13 protein-coding genes, 1 tRNA gene and 1 pseudogene are annotated in these 16,496 nt (G+C 61.7%); 5 read left to right on the top strand and 10 right to left on the bottom strand.

The window, feature by feature from the left end; translation table 11 throughout:
* The first annotated feature begins 127 nt into the window (after positions 1-127).
* A tRNA-Met gene (locus ACE04I_RS08135) sits at positions 128-204 on the top strand.
* Between the two features lie 656 nt (positions 205-860).
* Positions 861-1,037, top strand: coding sequence for a hypothetical protein (locus ACE04I_RS08130; RefSeq protein WP_487206960.1), 177 nt, complete (start codon positions 861-863; stop codon positions 1,035-1,037).
* Positions 1,038-1,051: 14 nt separating this feature from the next.
* On the opposite strand, the gene ACE04I_RS08125 is transcribed toward ACE04I_RS08130, so the two are convergent.
* The gene (locus ACE04I_RS08125) at positions 1,052-1,996 is read right to left on the bottom strand and encodes a lytic transglycosylase domain-containing protein (protein ID WP_245282069.1); all 945 of its coding nucleotides are present in this window, start codon (positions 1,994-1,996) and stop codon (positions 1,052-1,054) included.
* Positions 1,997-2,218: 222 nt separating this feature from the next.
* Between ACE04I_RS08125 and ACE04I_RS08120 the strand changes: the two are divergent.
* A pseudogene (locus ACE04I_RS08120) lies at positions 2,219-3,374 on the top strand (iron-containing alcohol dehydrogenase).
* A gap of 32 nt (positions 3,375-3,406) precedes the next feature.
* Here the strand turns inward: ACE04I_RS08120 and ACE04I_RS08115 are convergent.
* Positions 3,407-3,868: an Lrp/AsnC family transcriptional regulator gene (locus ACE04I_RS08115; RefSeq protein WP_046793759.1), complete on the bottom strand. Its 462-nt coding sequence runs from the start codon at positions 3,866-3,868 to the stop codon at positions 3,407-3,409.
* Between the two features lie 215 nt (positions 3,869-4,083).
* On the opposite strand from ACE04I_RS08115, the gene putA reads away from it, so the two are divergent.
* The gene (gene putA, locus ACE04I_RS08110; RefSeq protein WP_487206972.1) at positions 4,084-7,779 is read left to right on the top strand and encodes a trifunctional transcriptional regulator/proline dehydrogenase/L-glutamate gamma-semialdehyde dehydrogenase; all 3,696 of its coding nucleotides are present in this window, start codon (positions 4,084-4,086) and stop codon (positions 7,777-7,779) included.
* A gap of 113 nt (positions 7,780-7,892) precedes the next feature.
* On the opposite strand, the gene kdgD is transcribed toward putA, so the two are convergent.
* Positions 7,893-8,816 (bottom strand): 5-dehydro-4-deoxyglucarate dehydratase, encoded by a 924-nt coding sequence (kdgD, locus tag ACE04I_RS08105; protein WP_487206959.1) that lies wholly within the window; start codon positions 8,814-8,816, stop codon positions 7,893-7,895.
* 89 nt (positions 8,817-8,905) lie between these two features.
* Positions 8,906-9,643, bottom strand: coding sequence for a FadR/GntR family transcriptional regulator (locus ACE04I_RS08100; protein WP_487206958.1), 738 nt, complete (start codon positions 9,641-9,643; stop codon positions 8,906-8,908).
* 214 nt (positions 9,644-9,857) lie between these two features.
* Between ACE04I_RS08100 and ACE04I_RS08095 the strand changes: the two genes are divergently transcribed.
* Complete coding sequence (locus ACE04I_RS08095) at positions 9,858-11,006, top strand: mandelate racemase family protein (RefSeq protein WP_487206957.1); 1,149 nt, start codon at positions 9,858-9,860, stop codon at positions 11,004-11,006.
* Positions 11,007-11,084: 78 nt separating this feature from the next.
* On the opposite strand, the gene ACE04I_RS08090 is transcribed toward ACE04I_RS08095, so the two are convergent.
* From ACE04I_RS08090 to ACE04I_RS08065, 6 genes are read right to left on the bottom strand one after another with little or no spacing between them, the layout of a single operon-like run.
* Positions 11,085-12,137 carry a dienelactone hydrolase family protein gene (locus tag ACE04I_RS08090; protein WP_487206956.1) on the bottom strand — a complete coding sequence of 351 codons (1,053 nt, stop codon included), beginning with the start codon at positions 12,135-12,137 and terminating at the stop codon, positions 11,085-11,087.
* Positions 12,134-12,883 (bottom strand): FadR/GntR family transcriptional regulator, encoded by a 750-nt coding sequence (locus ACE04I_RS08085; RefSeq protein ID WP_046793762.1) that lies wholly within the window; start codon positions 12,881-12,883, stop codon positions 12,134-12,136. The genes ACE04I_RS08090 and ACE04I_RS08085 overlap by 4 nt, the downstream gene beginning before the upstream one ends.
* Positions 12,884-12,913: 30 nt before the next feature.
* On the bottom strand, positions 12,914-13,672 hold the full coding sequence (locus tag ACE04I_RS08080; RefSeq protein WP_487206955.1) for an ABC transporter ATP-binding protein: 759 nt from the start codon (positions 13,670-13,672) through the stop codon (positions 12,914-12,916).
* Entirely contained in the window at positions 13,669-14,514 is an 846-nt protein-coding gene (locus tag ACE04I_RS08075) for an ABC transporter ATP-binding protein (RefSeq protein ID WP_487206954.1), read from the bottom strand. The genes ACE04I_RS08080 and ACE04I_RS08075 overlap by 4 nt, the downstream gene beginning before the upstream one ends.
* Before the next feature lie 10 nt (positions 14,515-14,524).
* A complete protein-coding gene (locus ACE04I_RS08070) occupies positions 14,525-15,394 on the bottom strand; it encodes an ABC transporter permease (RefSeq protein ID WP_046794289.1) in 870 nt (289 codons plus the stop codon).
* A 37-nt stretch (positions 15,395-15,431) separates the two neighbouring features.
* On the bottom strand, positions 15,432-16,448 hold the full coding sequence (locus tag ACE04I_RS08065) for an ABC transporter permease (protein ID WP_487206953.1): 1,017 nt from the start codon (positions 16,446-16,448) through the stop codon (positions 15,432-15,434).
* Positions 16,449-16,496: the final 48 nt, after the last annotated feature.

Genomic DNA, 16,496 nt, shown 5'->3' with positions numbered 1-16,496 from the left:
GCGGTGAGCAGGCTCGGAGCAGCCCGTTCGACCGGCAATCGATCCACCGGATCGATCGCTTATCGGTCTCACCTCGTCAGGCAAGCCTGACTTCGCTCCCGGGCACAATTGCCCGTATTCTTGGTGACGCGGGGTGGAGCAGCCCGGTAGCTCGTCAGGCTCATAACCTGAAGGCCGCAGGTTCAAATCCTGCCCCCGCAACCAAGTCCTCCTGAAATCTCTTGTTATCGATCGCTGGCGCGAAGACTTCATCTTCGCTGGCGATGGTAGCTCCTCGTCCTGCGGACCATAACCTGAAGGCCGCAGGTTCAAATCCTGCCCCCGCAACCAAGTCCTCCTGAAATCTCTTGTTATCGATCGCTGGCGCGAAGACTTCATCTTCGCTGGCGATGGTAGCTCCTCGTCCTGCGGACCATAACCTGAAGGCCGCAGGTTCAAATCCTGCCCCCGCAACCAAGTCCTCCTGAAATCTCTTGTTATCGATCGCTGGCGCGAAGACTTCATCTTCGCTGGCGATGGTAGCTCCTCGTCCTGCGGACCATAACCTGAAGGCCGCAGGTTCAAATCCTGCCCCCGCAACCAAGTCCTCCTGAAATCTCTTGTTATCGATCGCTGGCGCGAAGACTTCATCTTCGCTGGCGATGGTAGCTCCTCGTCCTGCGGACCATAACCTGAAGGCCGCAGGTTCAAATCCTGCCCCCGCAACCAAACAAAAAAGCCCGCCTCGCGCGGGCTTTCTGCGTTCTACCGCAAGCACCGCGCGCCGACTAACCAAGCGACTGTCGCAATCCGGCCTCGCCCAAAAGGCGACCACCCCTTGCGTTTTAATCCGAAGCAACCTCCTTCGGATTAAAACGCAAATGGATCTGAAGGCCGAGGAGGGAAGAAAATTGATCCAGCGAAACAATTCCACGCAACGGGAAAAGGTCGATCACGGCTTGGCTGATATACGCAGGAACGGCCAGGCCGGCCGGTTGCATCGGAGACTGGCGGTGATGACGCGGCATCGTTTCACCGTATCCGGTGGCAAATTCTGACCGCTTAGATCGTCCTAGTTCTTGAAGACCGTACAGGATCCGCCGGCCCCCTTGATGCGTTCGCAAAGGGAAACCGCCTCCGTGCGGCTTGCCCGTCCGATCCGGGCGGCATAACGCGGTCGGGCGCCAAAATTGCCGCCCTTCTGGCGCACGATCAGAGCTCGCTCGGAATTAAGCGGCGACGGCAGTCTGCCGATGGCATTGGCGAAAAGCCGGCTGGCGATGCCCGGATTGTAATGGGCTGCAAGCTGCACGCCCCAGGGCGCCCAATCCGCCGAGCGGAAGAGAATGGGCTCTCTCAGGCGCCGGTTGCTGGCAAGCTCCACGCAGCTTTCGATGAAGGGCTTGGCCTTGTCGAGGGGAGGAGCGGGCGTTTCGGGGGGATTGTCCTTCCAGGTCTCGGCCGTATGCCCGGTGATCGCAAAGACGTAATCGCGCGTTTCGAGCGGTAGCCGGCCGGTCCTCAGAAAGGATTCCAGGCCGGTTTCACCCGCATTATAAGCCGCTGCAGCAAGGCCAAGATTTCCGAACCGGGTTCTCAGGTCGTTGAGATATCGGGAGGATGCGGCGAGCGCTTCGATGACGTCGAAGCTGTTCGCCAAGCCGCGAAGCTTTGCGGTCGCCGGCATGAATTGGGCGATGCCCTCCGCTCCCTTCGGACTAATGGCATCCGCCCTGAACAGGCTTTCCCGCCAGATGAGGCGTGCGAAGAACTCCGGTGGAAGCGAATTTGTCGATGCCACATGCTCGATGATCTGGCAAAGGTCCCGGTTGTAGCTTTTGGTGCGAATGCACAAGGGCTGGGAACCGTCGGCCGAGATGCTTCGATAAACGCAGGCATCCTCGCCTTCATTCTTCTCCGAGGCAGCGGTGGGTGTCTGGCAGGCTCCCGCCACCCCCAGCGCAATGCCGATGATCATCAGACCGCGATATAGCTTGAACCCGTGAAACCCCGTCATGGCTCGCCCTTGCAGAACTGCATCTCCTCAAGCTGTGGTAGCATTCTAAGCGAGAGCGGCATGAAGATGGAAGCCGTCGATCTTGTTTCTGGTTACCGTCTGGGAAATAGTTCTAAATTGCCCGGCCAGGGACGCGCAGGTGCGGCAAGGCGATGTTCAAGCCGGAGCAGGGGAGGTGAAAATGCGGATGGAGCGGGGATCGTCGCGCGGATGGTGGCCGACGTGAGCGGCTTCGTTTTCAACACCACGAAATCCATCGTTTCGGAAGTCGGCGCCAGCGCCCGCATTGCGGATTTGGCCGGTTCGCTGCTCGGCCGCCGGATCGTCCTCGTCACAGATAGAGGATTGCGCCGTTTGGGCATTGTCGATCCCGCGCTTGCCTCCTTCGCCAGGGCGGGCGTCGATGTCGCGGTGTTCGACGATGTCGATGCCGATCCGCCTGAAAGAAATGTATCCGAGCTCGTGGACCTCATCAGATCCCATCATGCGACTGGAGTGATCGCCATCGGCGGCGGGTCGCCCATGGATGTCGCGAAGCTGGGATCGCTGATCGCCGGTGGCGGCGAAAAACTGAGCGATGTCTACGGCGTCAATGTCGCCAAGGGGCCACGCCTGCCGCTCGTCCTCGTGCCGACGACGGCCGGTACCGGTTCGGAAGTAACTCCGATCGCTATCATCACGACCGGCGGCGCGGAGAAGAAGGGCGTTGTCTCGCCGCTTCTTCTGCCGGATATCGCGGTTCTGGATGCAGACCTCACGCTCGGCCTTCCGCCGGCGGTGACCGCCGCGACAGGGATCGACGCCATGGTGCATGCGATCGAATCTTATGCTTCCGCCTCGCCCAACAATAATCCGGTCTCCAACGGGCTTTCCAAGCAGGCGCTGCGGCTCCTGGGCGCCAATATCCGGGAAGCGGTATTCAACGGGAAGAACCGTGAAGCGCGCGGAGCCATGCTGCTCGGTTCGCTTCTCGCCGGCCAGGCTTTCGCCAATTCGCCCGTGGCAGCGGTTCATGCGCTGGCCTATCCGATCGGCGGGCATTTCCATGTCCCGCATGGTCTATCCAATGCGCTGGTCCTAACGCATGTGCTGCGCTTCAACCTGCCCAAGGCAGCTGGCCGGTACGCGGAGATTGCCGCGGATGCATTTCCGGAGCTGGCGGATATCTCCTTCGCCAGGCGGGCGGATGCCTTTATCCATGCGCTGGAAAGACTGGGAAGGGAGTTGAATTTGCCGCAAGGGCTGCGCGAGGTGGGCATTCCGCGAGAGGCGCTGCCGATGTTGGCGCGATGCGATGAAACAGACGCGCCTCCTCGTCAACAATCCGCGCGAAATGACCGAGGGCGACGCGCTGGCGATCTACGAGGCCGCTTATTAGCCGCGTTCATCATCTGCCGAGGCCTGTGCTGCTCACCGCTCCTTGACCGATTCCATCACCACCGATGTCGAGGTGCTGGAAACATAGGGAAGGCTGGAGATCTTCTCCCCGAGAATCTCCCGGTAGCGCCGGATGTTCCGCGTCCGGATCTTCAGGAGGTAGTCGAAGCGGCCGGCGATCATGTGACATTCCTCGATCTCGGGAATTTTCCTGATCGCGCGATTGAACTCTTCGAGCGCATTCTCCCGCGTGTCGGAAAGCTTCACCTCCGCAAAGGCGACATGGCTGGCATCGAGCTTTTGGGTATTCAGAATTGCCCGGAAGCCGAGGATGAAGCCCTGATCGACAAGGCGCTTCAGCCGTGCATTCGTCGGCGTCTTGGAGAGTCCGATGCGATTTGCGAGTTCCGTCACGGAAATGCGGCCGTCTTCCAGAACGGCCTCAAGGATCTTGCGATCGAACGCGTCCAATTCGCCTGAGGAATCCAAATTCATGGCCGTTTTCTCCTTGATTGATCCAATCATTGATAAAAAAGACCACAAATCTCAATAGAAAAGTTCGGGTGGTCCGCAGGCCTCATATTATACTTGGTCCATGTATCCCGAGGCGGTCTGAAGGCGCGATCTGTCTGTTTCCGCCGGTCGGGACTATCGGCGCATCCGGCCGATCGATCACCGATGACTATCATTTGGGAAAATATATGCCGTCCATGGAAAACGCCCGCCTCCGTGCCGAGGCCCAGCCAGTTCCGCCGTTCACCGATTTTGCGCCGCCGATCAGGCCCCAATCTTCGCTGCGTGCGGCAATCACCGCCGCTTCTCGGCGGCCAGAGGAGGAATGTCTGCCGCCGCTTCTCGACGCTGCCACTCTCCCGGTCGATCTGGCGGACGAGGTCAGACAGACCGCACGGACGCTGATTACTGCGCTGAGGGGCAAGAACCGGGGCTCCGGCGTCGAGGGATTGGTGCAGGAATATGCGCTTTCCAGTCAGGAAGGCGTGGCGCTCATGTGCCTTGCCGAAGCCCTGCTCCGCATTCCCGATACGGCTACGCGGGACGCGCTGATACGCGACAAGATCGCAGACGGGAACTGGAAAGCCCATCTTGGCGAAGGCCGTTCGCTCTTCGTCAATGCCGCCACCTGGGGTCTCGTGGTGACCGGCAGGCTGACGTCGACGGTCAACGACCGGGGACTCGCCGCCGCGCTCACCCGGCTTATCGCGCGCTGCGGCGAACCGGTCATCCGCCGTGGCGTGGACATGGCGATGCGCATGATGGGCGAGCAGTTCGTCACTGGCGAGACGATCGACGAAGCGCTGCGACGCTCCAGGAGCATGGAAGAAAAAGGATTCGGCTATTCCTACGACATGCTGGGAGAGGCTGCCACGACTGCGGCCGATGCCGAGCGCTATTACCGGGATTACGAAGCCGCGATCCATGCCATCGGCAAGGCGTCCGCCGGCCGTGGAATCTATGAGGGGCCGGGCATATCGATCAAGCTTTCGGCGCTGCATCCGCGCTATGCGCGCGCGCAGGCCTCGCGCGTCATGAACGAATTGCTGCCACGGGTGAAGGCGCTCGCCTCGATCGCCAAGTCCTATGACATCGGCCTGAACATCGACGCGGAAGAGGCCGACCGGCTGGAGCTTTCGCTCGACCTGCTGGAAAGCCTCGCTTTCGACCCCGATCTTTCCGGTTGGGATGGCATCGGTTTTGTGGTGCAGGCCTATGGCAAGCGCTGCCCCTTCGTCCTGGATTTCGTGATCGATCTCGCTCGCAGGGCCGGGCGCCGCATCATGGTGCGCCTCGTCAAGGGCGCCTATTGGGATGCCGAGATCAAGCGCGCTCAGCTCGATGGCCTTGAGGGTTTTCCGGTCTTCACACGCAAGGTCTACACGGACGTGTCCTACATTGCTTGCGCCCGCAAACTCTTGGCGGCGGTCGACGTGGTCTTCCCCCAATTCGCCACGCACAATGCGCAGACACTCGCCACTATCCATCATCTGGCCGGTCCGGATTTCGAGGTGGGCAAGTACGAATTCCAATGTCTTCACGGCATGGGCGAGGCGCTCTACGAGGAAGTCGTGGGTCCCGGCAAGCTCAACCGCCCCTGCCGCATCTATGCGCCTGTCGGCACGCATGAGACACTGCTTGCCTATCTCGTGCGGCGCCTTCTGGAAAACGGCGCCAATTCCTCCTTCGTCCACCGCATAGGCGACCCCAGAGTGTCAGCGGAAGAACTGATCGCCGATCCTGTGGCGGTGGTCCGATCCATGCACGTGCCCGGTGCAAAACATGACCAGATAGCCTTGCCTGCCGATCTTTTCGGCGCGGCGCGGGTCAACTCGGCCGGCTTCGATCTCTCCAACGAGGCCACTCTCGCGGTGCTGTCTAAAGAGCTTGCGGACAGCGCGAAGCTGGACTGGAAGGCTGAGCCCCGGCTTGGCGAAGGCCTGGGAAGCGGCGAAGCCCGCCCTGTCCGCAATCCCGGCGATCATTCCGATATCGTCGGCGAGGTGACGGAGGCTTCGGATGAAGCCGTCCGCAAGGCGGCAGAGTTGGCGCTTGCGGCGGTCGGCCAATGGTCGTCGGTATCGCCGCAAGAGCGGGCGGCATGCCTCGTCCGGGCAGCGGACCTGATGCAAGCCCGCATGCCTCGGCTTCTCGGTGTTGCCATGCGCGAGGCCGGCAAGTCGCTGCCAAATGCCATTGCGGAGGTTCGCGAAGCGATAGATTTCCTGCGCTACTACGCCGAACAGACGCTTCGCACGCTCGGGCCGAACCACAAACCGCTCGGCCCCGTCGTCTGCATCAGCCCCTGGAACTTCCCACTTGCGATCTTCACGGGCCAGATTGCCGCAGCACTTGCCGCGGGCAATCCCGTCCTGGCAAAGCCCGCCGAGGAAACGCCGCTGATCGCCGCCGACGCGGTGAACATTCTTCATGAAGCGGGCATTCCGAGGGGAGCGCTGCAGTTCCTTCCAGGCGACGGCCGCGTGGGTGCGGCCCTCGTTGCGGCCTCCGAAACCGCGGGCGTCATGTTCACCGGCTCTACCGAGGTCGCGCGCCTCATCCAGAAGCAACTCGCCGGAAGGCTGTCCGCGGCCGGCAAACCTATTCCGCTGATCGCCGAGACGGGCGGCCAGAATGCGATGATCGTCGATTCCTCCGCTCTTGCCGAACAGGTGGTAGGCGATGTCATCGCTTCCGCCTTCGATAGCGCCGGCCAGCGCTGCTCGGCGCTGCGTGTACTCTGCCTGCAGGAAGATATCGCCGACCGCACCCTGGCCATGCTGAAGGGTGCATTGGCCGAGCTGCGCATCGGGCGGACGGACCGTCTTTCGATCGATATCGGCCCGGTCATCACCGAGGAGGCCCAGCGCAATATCGAGGCGCATATCGAGAAGATGCGAGCTCTCGGCCGCAAGGTCGAGCAAATTGCCCTGCCGCCGGAGACTGCGGCCGGTACCTTCGTTTCCCCGACGATCATCGAACTCAAGTCGTTTGCCGATCTCGAACGGGAGATATTCGGTCCCGTGCTTCATGTCGTGCGGTTCAAGCGGGAGGAGCTGGATCGCCTTGTGGACGATATCAACGCCACCGGTTACGGCTTGACCTTCGGGCTGCATACTCGGCTCGACGAGACGATCGCCCATGTGACCAGCCGGGTCCGGGTCGGCAATATCTATGTCAACCGCAATATCATCGGCGCCGTGGTCGGCGTGCAGCCCTTCGGCGGCCGGGGACTTTCGGGCACCGGACCCAAGGCGGGCGGGCCGCTCTATATCGGTCGCCTGGTTCAGGATCCGCCTGTGCCGCCGCAGCACAGCTCGGTCTATGTGCATCCCGCGCTTCTCGATCTTGCCCGGTGGCTGCGCGGCCGCGACAACGAGGCGCTTGCCGAACGGGTGCGGAACCTCGGCAGCAATTCCGCGCTCGGATTGAGCCTCGAGCTTCCGGGTCCGGTGGGTGAGAAGAACCTCTATGCGCTTCATTCCCGTGGCCGTATCCTGCTCGTGCCGGAAACGGAGGAAGGCCTCATCGTCCAGCTCGGAGCCGTATTGGCGACCGGCAATACGGCTGTCGTCGATGCCGGCTCCGGTCTCAAGGAGCGGATGGCTGATCTGCCTGCTGCCGTATCCTCGCAGATCACATGGGCGAGCGACTGGAAGGCCGCCGGCCCCTATGCCGGCGTCCTGATCGAGGGCGAAGGGGAAAGACTGCTGGAGATTGCCGGGCGCATTGCCGACCTGCCCGGCCCGCTGGTTCTCACCCAGGCGGCATCTACCGCCGAGCTCCTGGCGCATTCCGAAGCCTATTGCCTCAATTGGCTGCTGGAAGAGGTTTCCACCTCCGTCAACACCGCGGCGGCAGGCGGCAATGCCAGCCTGATGGCGATCGGCTGAGGTGCATATCGAGGAGAGGTGAACTTATCGTTTTCGGTCGAAAGAAACGCCCGCGGCCAACTGGTCGCGGGCGTTTCGCTGCCTTGGGAGGGAAGGCATGACACGTGAAAGGTTCAGGCGACCTTGCGTTGGCGATAGGGTTCGCAGAGCGCCTCGAGCATTCTGATTTCCTCCGCCGTGAGATCGGTGAGCGGCGGACGGACGGTGCCGGCATCGAAGCCCATCAGGCGGACGCCGGCCTTGATGGCGGAAACGGCATAGCCCTTCTGCCGGTTGCGGATCTCCATGAAGGGATAGAAGAAGTCGATGAGAATGCGGTTCGTCGTTGCGGTGTCCCCGGCGCGTAGCGCCTTGTAGAACTCCTGGGCGAGTGCCGGAACGAAGTTGAACACGGCGGAGGAATAGGTCGTGACACCGGCGCCGAGATAGGCATCGGCGAAAAGCTCAGCCGTGGGCATGCCGCCGAGATAGGTGAGCCTGTCACCCATCGTCGCCGTGATCTTGCGCACGAGGCCGATATCGCCCGATCCGTCCTTGAAACCGACGAGATTGGGGCAGGCGTCGCAGAGGCGCGCCAGCGTTTCCGACGAGAGGATCGAATTGTCGCGATTGTAGACCATGACGCCGATCGACACCGACTGGCACACCGTCTTGATGTGCTGGAAAAGCCCTTCCTGGCTGGCATCCATCAGGTAGTGGGGCAATAGCAGCAGGCCGTCGGCGCCCGCCTTTTCGGCGGACCTTGCGATCGATACAGCGATCCGCGTGCCGTAACCGCAGCCCGAAACGATAGGCGTCTTGCCGGCGGATGCTTTCGCCGCGGCGATGATCTCAGGGATTTCAGCAGGCTCCAGGGAGAAGAATTCGCCCGTGCCCCCCGCCGCGAACAGAACGGCGGCATCGAAACCCGCGAGCCATCCGACATGCTCCTCATAAGCCTTGCGGTTGAAGAGGCCATCCTTGCCGAAAGGGGTGACGGGGAAGGAAAGCAGGCCCGCGCCGAGCGCCCGTTTCAATTCATTGGGATCCGTAGACACGGGAATAATCCTCCAGGAGTTGGCTTTGTCCCGGAAGCTATAAAGAGATACGATCTCTGTCAATACTTGTATTATGTTTAGCGTGACGCCTATGTCCGCCGCATGAGCGCGCGATAACGCTGCTGGCTCCCTTTGAGGTGCATTCGCATCGCCTCGCGCGCGGCCGCCTCGTCGCGCTCGGCAATAGCGCGGGCGATTCGCTCATGTTCGTTCTGTATTTGCGAAAGATAGTCCGGCGGAGACGTGTCCCCCTCGTCCTCCTGCAGCAGCGAGCGCGGGATCATCTGTTGGCCTATCGCTTCCAGGAGTTCGCGAAAGCGCGGATTGTTGGTGGAATCGGCGATGGCAAGATGGAAGGCGCGATCGCTGTCGATGGTCGAAGCGCTGGCGGCGATCTGCTGCTTCATGCTGTCGAGACATTCGAAGATCAGTTCTTGCTGGGCGGGCGAGCAGCGCCCGGCGGCAAGTCCGGCGGCCTCGATCTCGATCGCCGCGCGCACTTCCAGCATCTCGATGATCGAGGAAACCCGACTGGGATCGACGCCGCGCAGGCCGCGATGGAGGCCCGGCTGCGGGGCAAGCACGAAGACTCCGACGCCATGGCGCACTTCCACGAGCCCGTCGGCACGGAGCGAGGCGATCGCTTCCCGGATGACCGTCCGGCTGACCTGATATTGCTGGGTCAATCCACTTTCGCTGGGGAGCTTCTCTCCGGGTTTCAACTCGCCGCGCAGGATTGCCTCGCGCAGGCGCTGGCTCACGGTTTCGACGAGATTGCGTCCCTTTCTGGGGGGAGCCTCCAGCGTGGTATGATCTGATCTTCTCAAGACGGCCGCTCCGGCTTATTCCTGGGTATTCCTGCTACTTACTGGCGTAAAATCCTCTTGCTTTGTCAAGAGAGCGAAAGAAATTAATTGACGGCTTCATGCTGCCTTGTAGTATGACATTTTACCGAGATATGACGACATGAGGCAGGACGGCAAAATCCTGCTTTCGCCGGGCAGCCGAGATTCCCGCCCCGGCCGGGACAGGAGGAGTTTCGTGAAAATCGTAGATGTCAACGTGCGGGTCTTCGCCCACACGACCCGCCGCCATCAGGATAGCGCCGGCCATGCCCATCCCGGCCCGCCGCACAAGGTCAATCTGGCTCTGATGACCATCGTTGCCGACGACGGCAGCGAAGGCTACTGCTTTGCGGCCCCGGAAGTCGTGCGCCCGCATGTCGTCGATAAATTCGTCAAGAAGGTGCTGATCGGAGAAGACCCGTTCGCACGCGAAAGGCTCTGGCAGGAGCTTGCCCATTGGCAGCGCGGCAGCGCCATGCAGCTCACCGACCGAACCCTGGCGATCGTCGATTGCGCGCTCTGGGACCTTGCGGGCCGCAAGCTCGACATGCCGGTGCATAAGCTGATCGGCAGCTATCGCGAGAAAATTCCCGCTTACGGCTCGATCATGTGCGGCGACGAGCTGGAGGGCGGCCTGGCGACGCCGGAAGACTACGGCCGCTTTGCCGAAAAGCTCGTCAAGCGCGGCTACAAGGGCATCAAGCTCCATACCTGGATGCCGCCGGTCTCCTGGGCGCCGAATGTCAAGATGGACCTCAAGGCCTGCGCCGCCGTCCGCGAAGCGGTCGGGCCGGATATCCACCTGATGATCGATGCCTTCCATTGGTATTCCCGCACCGAAGCGCTGGAGCTCGGCAAAGGGCTGGAAAAGCTTGGTTTCGACTGGATCGAGGAGCCCATGGACGAGCAGAGTTCGGCTTCCTACGCCTGGCTTGCCGAAAACCTGGATATCCCGGTGCTTGGACCGGAAAGCGCTGCCGGCAAGCATTTCAACCGCGCCGAATGGATCACTTCCAAGGCCTGCGACATCCTGCGGACCGGCGTGCACGATGTCGGCGGCATCAGCCCGGCCATGAAATGCATGCATCTGGCTGAATCCTTCGGAATGCATTGCGAAATTCACGGCAATGGCGCGCCGAACCTCATCGTTGCCGCCTGCTCCAAGAACGCCAAGTGGTACGAGCGCGGCCTTCTGCACCCCTTCCTCGAATATGACGACGGCTTCGAATATCTGAACGCGCTGGCCGACCCGATGGATGAGGAAGGCTACGTCCATATTTCCGACAAGCCCGGCCTCGGCGAGGATATCAACTTCGATTTCATCAACGCCAATCTCGTCGGCTGATCGGCGAACTGCCTCCCAAGTAGGAAGAAGCCCGGTTTTCCATCGAGAGCCGGGCCATTTTCTGCGTGGTTTTGAGAATTAGAGGTGACGGTCGAGCCAGTCGATCGCGTAATCCTGCTGCTCGATCGGGAAAGAGTGGGTTCCCGGCCAGAACCGGGTCTCGATCCGGTCGCAGGCACCCGCGGCGCCCCAGATGTCACGCAATTGCCGAAAGGCTTCATCCGTCACCGGTTCGGGAAAATGCCGGTCCTGCCGGCCGCTGAAGATCAGAGCTGGTTTCGGCGCCGCCAGCGCCGCGAAATGCGGGTAATCCAGTTTGCCGGCGATCTGCGGATGCAGCATGCAGAAGGCGGACTGGCCGCGAAGCTGGTTGTTGCCGGGCTGCATGAGGCCGGCGAGCGTTCCCATCCAGCCGCCGGCGACGCAGGCTTTGACATCGTCGGAAAGGGCGGCGAGCTGCCAGGCGCGCGAGCCCCCCATCGAATAACCGAAACTCGCCAGACGGTTCGCATCGACATCCGGCAATCTGCCGAGCCAGACCAGAGCCTCCAGATCTTCGCGCAGGATGACCGAGGCGAGCGAGATGCCGAATTGCATCAGGTTAGCGGCAAGAGCCTGCTGCGCCTCGTAACCATTGCCTTTCCGGCTTCCCCAGCCAATGGCGTCGGCGCTGAGCACGGTATAGCCGCGCCGGACGAGTTCGTTGCCGACATGACGGCCGCCATATAGCCGCGCCGTCCAATGATCGATCTCGGCAGCGATTTCCGGGCTCTCTCCCGGCCGCAGGATCATCTTTTCCTTGCCGATGGAGAAGTACGAGCCGTGGTCATGCAGCAAGAGTACCGCAGGCGTCGGGCCGCCGGTATCAGGCCGAAGCAGATAGGCTTTTGTTACCTCGCCGTTCGAAAAACGAAATTCGAGTTCTTGGCCCCTGCAGCCCTCGTCGCTCCACTCGCCGACGACCGATGTCTCGGCGGGGGCGATCGCCTCGATGCCCAGCGCCTCCCGGACCTTGGCTCGCGTGCGATGCTTCCAGGTGGTGAAATCTTCATGCGGGTCGAAATTCCAGGCGAACGAGAGATTATCGCGCAGCCTCGCGGCAAGGCCTGACATGTTCTCACCATCTATCATGGCGTGTTCCGAGACCTCTCGATCAGTCGATCGCGGCTATCCGTGAGGTGCTTGCGCATGGCTGCACGCGCTTCGTCGGCATCCTGTGCTTCGATCGCATGAAAGATTGCGCGATGCTCCTCGCTGACGCGCATGAGATGCCCGATGAAAGTCGCGTCACTCACCGTATGGGCCTGCATGCGCATGCGGGGCATCAGCGTTTCGCCGAGATAGTTGAATATCTGGTAGAAATGCTCGTTCTGGCTGGCGGCCGCAACGGCGCAATGGAATTCGAAATCCGCCTGGGTATTGCGGTCGAGATCGCGGATTGCGTTGTCCATCGCCGTGAAGGCGGCGGCCATGGCTGTAATGTCCGCCTGGGTTCTCCGCTCGGCGGCAAGCGCGGCGGCTTCGGACTCTATGCCGATGCGCAGCTCAAGGCCCTTGAGTACGTTTTCGACCCTCATGAGGTTTTCACCCGTGAGCCGAAACGGCGTCACGCCGGCATCCTCACGAACGAAAACGCCGATACCGTGGTGGATCGAGACGTGCCCGCTCGCATTGAGATTGGCGATCGCCTCGCGGACGACCGTCCTGCTGACGCCCAATTCGTCGATCAGCGCTTTTTCCGTCGGCAGCTTCGAGCCGCGCAGATATTCCCCGAGCTTGATACGCTCGGTGATCGTGCGGACGACCTGAGAGCTGAGCGTTTCCTTTCGACGCCAGGTTGCCGTCTGTGGAAGAGACTTCTCGGCTTCAATGGTCATCGCTGCTCCTCTCGGGATCAAAGCCCAAACCTAGACAGCTTGGTCGTATTCGAGGCTCGCCTGTATGAGCTCCCTGGCATAGGGGTCGCTCGCCCGGCCGGTGGCCAGAACGTCACGGCTCATGATCTCGACCAGCCGTCCGTGCTGCATCACCGCCAACTGCTCGCACATATGGTCGATCACCGCCAGATCGTGCGAGACGAAGAGATAGGTAAGGTTTCGCCTGGCACGTATATCCGCAAGCAGGTTCAGCACCTCCGCCTGCACAGAGACGTCGAGCGCCGAGGTCGGTTCGTCGAGAAGCAGGATGCGCGGTTCGAGGATGAGCGCCCGGGCGATCGCCACGCGCTGCCGCTGGCCGCCCGAGAGTTCATGGGGATAGCGCGACAGGAAATCCGGGTTGAGGCCGACGTCGATCAAAGCCCGCTCCATGCGCTCCACCTGACGGTCCATGCGGTGGATACGCAAGGGCTCCTGTAGCGCCGTGCGGATCGACTGGCGCGGATGGAGCGAGCCGTAGGGGTCCTGGAAAACCATCTGCACCATGCGGCAGTATTCGTCGAAAGGCATGTCGCGAACCGATTGCCCGGCAATCAGGATATCGCCCTCCCAGGCTTTCAGCAGTTGGGCGATGCAGCGCAGGATGGTGGATTTTCCCGAGCCGGATTCCCCAACGAGGCCGAAGGATTCACCTGCTTCCACCGAGAAGGAGACGTCGCCGAGGATGCGCCTCTTGGCGGCGCCGAAGCCGAGATCGATCGACAGGTTGCGAACCTCGATGGCGTTCATGCCCGCACCTCCGTGATGTCGCGGTTCAGCACCGGAAGCGGCTTGCGGCTGCCGCCGATATGCGGCTGGGCGGCCAAAAGCCCGCGCGTATAGGGATGGGTGCAGTTTTTCATGTCGCGGGCGGCCCGCTCCTCGACGACCTCGCCGGAGCGCATGACCAGCACCCGGTCGCAGAAGTTGCGCACCAGATTGAGGTCATGGCTGATCATGATGAGGCCCATACCCTTTTCGGTCACCAGCTCGTTCAGGATTTTCAAAACCTGCATCCGCACAGTCACGTCGAGTGCGGATGTCGGTTCGTCGGCTATGATGATCCGCGGTTCGGGGATCAGCATCATGGCGATCATGATGCGTTGGCCCATGCCGCCCGAGACCTCGTGCGGATAAAGGCCGAAGACGCGTTCCGGATCGCGGATCTTCACCGCCTCCAGCATTTCGAGCGTCTTCTGTTTCGCGGCGTGCGAGGAGGCCCGCGTGTGCACCCGATAGGCCTCGGCAATCTGGTCGCCGACGCGATGCACCGGATTGAGCGAGAACTTCGGGTCCTGCAGGATCATCGAGATGCGCCGGCCGCGGATGTCGAGCATCTGCTTTTCGCTAGCGGCCAGAAGATCGGTGCCGGAAAAATCCATTCGGTCCGCTTCGATACGGGCTGTCGGCAACAGTTTCAGAAGCGCACGGCCTATCGTGGATTTGCCCGAACCGGATTCTCCGACGATGCCGAGCCTTTCCCGCCCGAGCTCGAAGGAAACGCCCTTCACGACGGTGTTGTAGGTTTTGCCGCTGCGATAGCTGACGCTCAGCTTTTCGACGCGAAGGAGAGCTTCTTGGCTTTTGTCCATGGCGTGATCCTCAGCGCTGTTTCGGGTCGAGCGCATCGCGCAGCCCGTCGCCCAGCAGGTTAAAGGCCAGGCTGACGAGCAGGATGGCGCCGCCGGGGAAGGCGACCAGCCACCAATTGTCCAGCATGTAGCGGCGGCCGGTGGCGATCATCGCCCCCCATTCGGGCAGCGGCGGCTGGGCACCGAGGCCGAGAAAACCGAGGCCCGCCGCTGTCAGGATCACGGTCGCCATGCTGAGCGTCACGCGCACCAGAACCGAGGGCAGGCACATGGGCATGATCGATTTCACGATGATGCGCAACGCCGAGGCGCCCTGCATGCGCGAGGCCGAGATATAGTCCGCACCCCGAAAGGTGAGCGTTTCGGCGCGCGCCAGCCGGGCAATCGGCGGCCAGGCGGTCAGCCCGATCGCGATGATCGCATTTTCGAGCCCGGCACCGAGCGCCGCGACGAATGCAAGCGAGAGGATGAGGCTCGGGAAGGAAAGAAAGATATCGGTGATCCGCATCATGAATGTATCGTACCAGCCGCCGAAATAGCCCGCCGTCGTGCCGACGATGAGGCCGATCGGCCCGACGATGACCGAGACGATGGTGATGATGGTGAGGCTGATGCGTGTGCCGTAGACGATGCGGCTCAATATGTCGCGGCCGAGTTCGTCCGTTCCAAACCAGTGGGCGGCGCTCGGCGGCTGCAGCGCGTTGCCGAGGTTGATGATGTTCGGATCATAGGGCGCGATCACCGGCGCAAGGAGCGCCGTGAGCAGCAGTATAGTGATGACGACAAGACCGAAGGCCGAGGTTGGGCTGCCGAGGAGCTCGCGGAAAAGCGAGACAAGCTGGCGCAGCGCCAGGCTCTGCTTTCGACGGGTTTCGGGCATGGGCGCATCCTGGGAGTGTAGAAGGTTGGCTGTCATGTCAGCGCGTCCTCGGATCGAAAATCTTGTAGAGCGCGTCGGAAAGCAGGTTCAGCGCGATGAAGATGACGCCGACCAGGAGCACGCAGGTCATCACGGCATTCATGTCGCCGATCAGCATGTTGCTGGTCATGTATTGGCCGAAGCCAGGCCAGGAGAATACCGTCTCGATCAGCACCGCGCCTTCAAGAAGACCGCCATAGGCGAGCGCCACGATCGTCACGAGCTGCACGCGGATGTTCGCGAATGCGTGGTGCCAGATCGTGCGGCTCTTCGAGAGCCCCTTCACGCGGGCGGTGGTGATATATTCCTGGTTCAGCTGGTCCAGCATGAAGCTGCGTGTCATGCGGGTAATGTAGGCCATCGAGGAATAGCCGAGAATGCTGGCCGGGAGCATCAGGTGGTTGACCGCATCGGCGAAGACTTCCCAGTCTCCGGCAATGGCCGCGTCGATCAGGATGAAGCCGGTCCTGTCGGGAACGAGGCCGACATAATAATCGGAAAGGCGTCCGCCGCCGCCGACCAGGTCGAGCGCGGCATAGAAGATGATGAGGCCGATCATGCCGGTCCAGAAGATCGGCATGGAATGGCCGATCAGAGTGGCAAACCGGATGACGTGGTCGGCCGGCTTGTTGCGCTGGACAGCGGCAAGGATGCCGAGGGGAATGCCGAAACCCGCCCCGAAGACGATCGCGAAGGTGGCGAGTTCGATCGTGGCGGGCATGACATGCAGGATATCGTTGATGACCGGCTGGCCCGTCCTGATCGATACGCCGAAATCGCCATGCGTGAGGTCGTTCACATAGCGGATGAACTGCTGATAGAGCGGCAGGTGCGCGCCTATCCGCTCGGCGACCATTTGGTAGGTGGCCTGGTCCGCTTCCTCCCCGACGATGGCCCGCACCGGATCGACCGGCATCAGGCGTCCGATGCAAAAGGTCAGGACAAGCAGGCCGATAAGGGTCGCCAATACGGTGCCCGCCTGCCTTGCGAAGGCGAAAAGACGCTCGTTGCTCATGGAATTTCCTCGGTATCGCAAGCTTTCCGCCGCCGCGCGAGGCACGGC

The organism is Rhizobium moroccans (genome assembly GCF_057559155.1).
Note: the sequence above shows the minus strand (reverse complement) of the source record. Positions and strands in the feature narration are given on the sequence as shown.

Excerpts from the sequence above, each read along its gene's own strand:
- ACE04I_RS08075 (WP_487206954.1), bottom strand. The coding sequence starts at position 14,514 with ATGGACAAAAGCCAAGAAGCTCTCCTTCGCGTCGAAAAGCTGAGCGTC.
- ACE04I_RS08065 (WP_487206953.1), bottom strand. The coding sequence starts at position 16,448 with ATGAGCAACGAGCGTCTTTTCGCCTTCGCAAGGCAGGCGGGCACCGTA.
- ACE04I_RS08080 (WP_487206955.1), bottom strand. The coding sequence starts at position 13,672 with ATGAACGCCATCGAGGTTCGCAACCTGTCGATCGATCTCGGCTTCGGC.
- ACE04I_RS08085 (WP_046793762.1), bottom strand. The coding sequence starts at position 12,883 with ATGACCATTGAAGCCGAGAAGTCTCTTCCACAGACGGCAACCTGGCGT.
- ACE04I_RS08130 (WP_487206960.1), top strand. The coding sequence starts at position 861 with ATGGATCTGAAGGCCGAGGAGGGAAGAAAATTGATCCAGCGAAACAAT.
- ACE04I_RS08125 (WP_245282069.1), bottom strand. The coding sequence starts at position 1,996 with ATGACGGGGTTTCACGGGTTCAAGCTATATCGCGGTCTGATGATCATC.
- putA (WP_487206972.1), top strand. The coding sequence starts at position 4,084 with ATGGAAAACGCCCGCCTCCGTGCCGAGGCCCAGCCAGTTCCGCCGTTC.
- ACE04I_RS08115 (WP_046793759.1), bottom strand. The coding sequence starts at position 3,868 with ATGAATTTGGATTCCTCAGGCGAATTGGACGCGTTCGATCGCAAGATC.
- ACE04I_RS08090 (WP_487206956.1), bottom strand. The coding sequence starts at position 12,137 with ATGATAGATGGTGAGAACATGTCAGGCCTTGCCGCGAGGCTGCGCGAT.
- ACE04I_RS08070 (WP_046794289.1), bottom strand. The coding sequence starts at position 15,394 with ATGCCCGAAACCCGTCGAAAGCAGAGCCTGGCGCTGCGCCAGCTTGTC.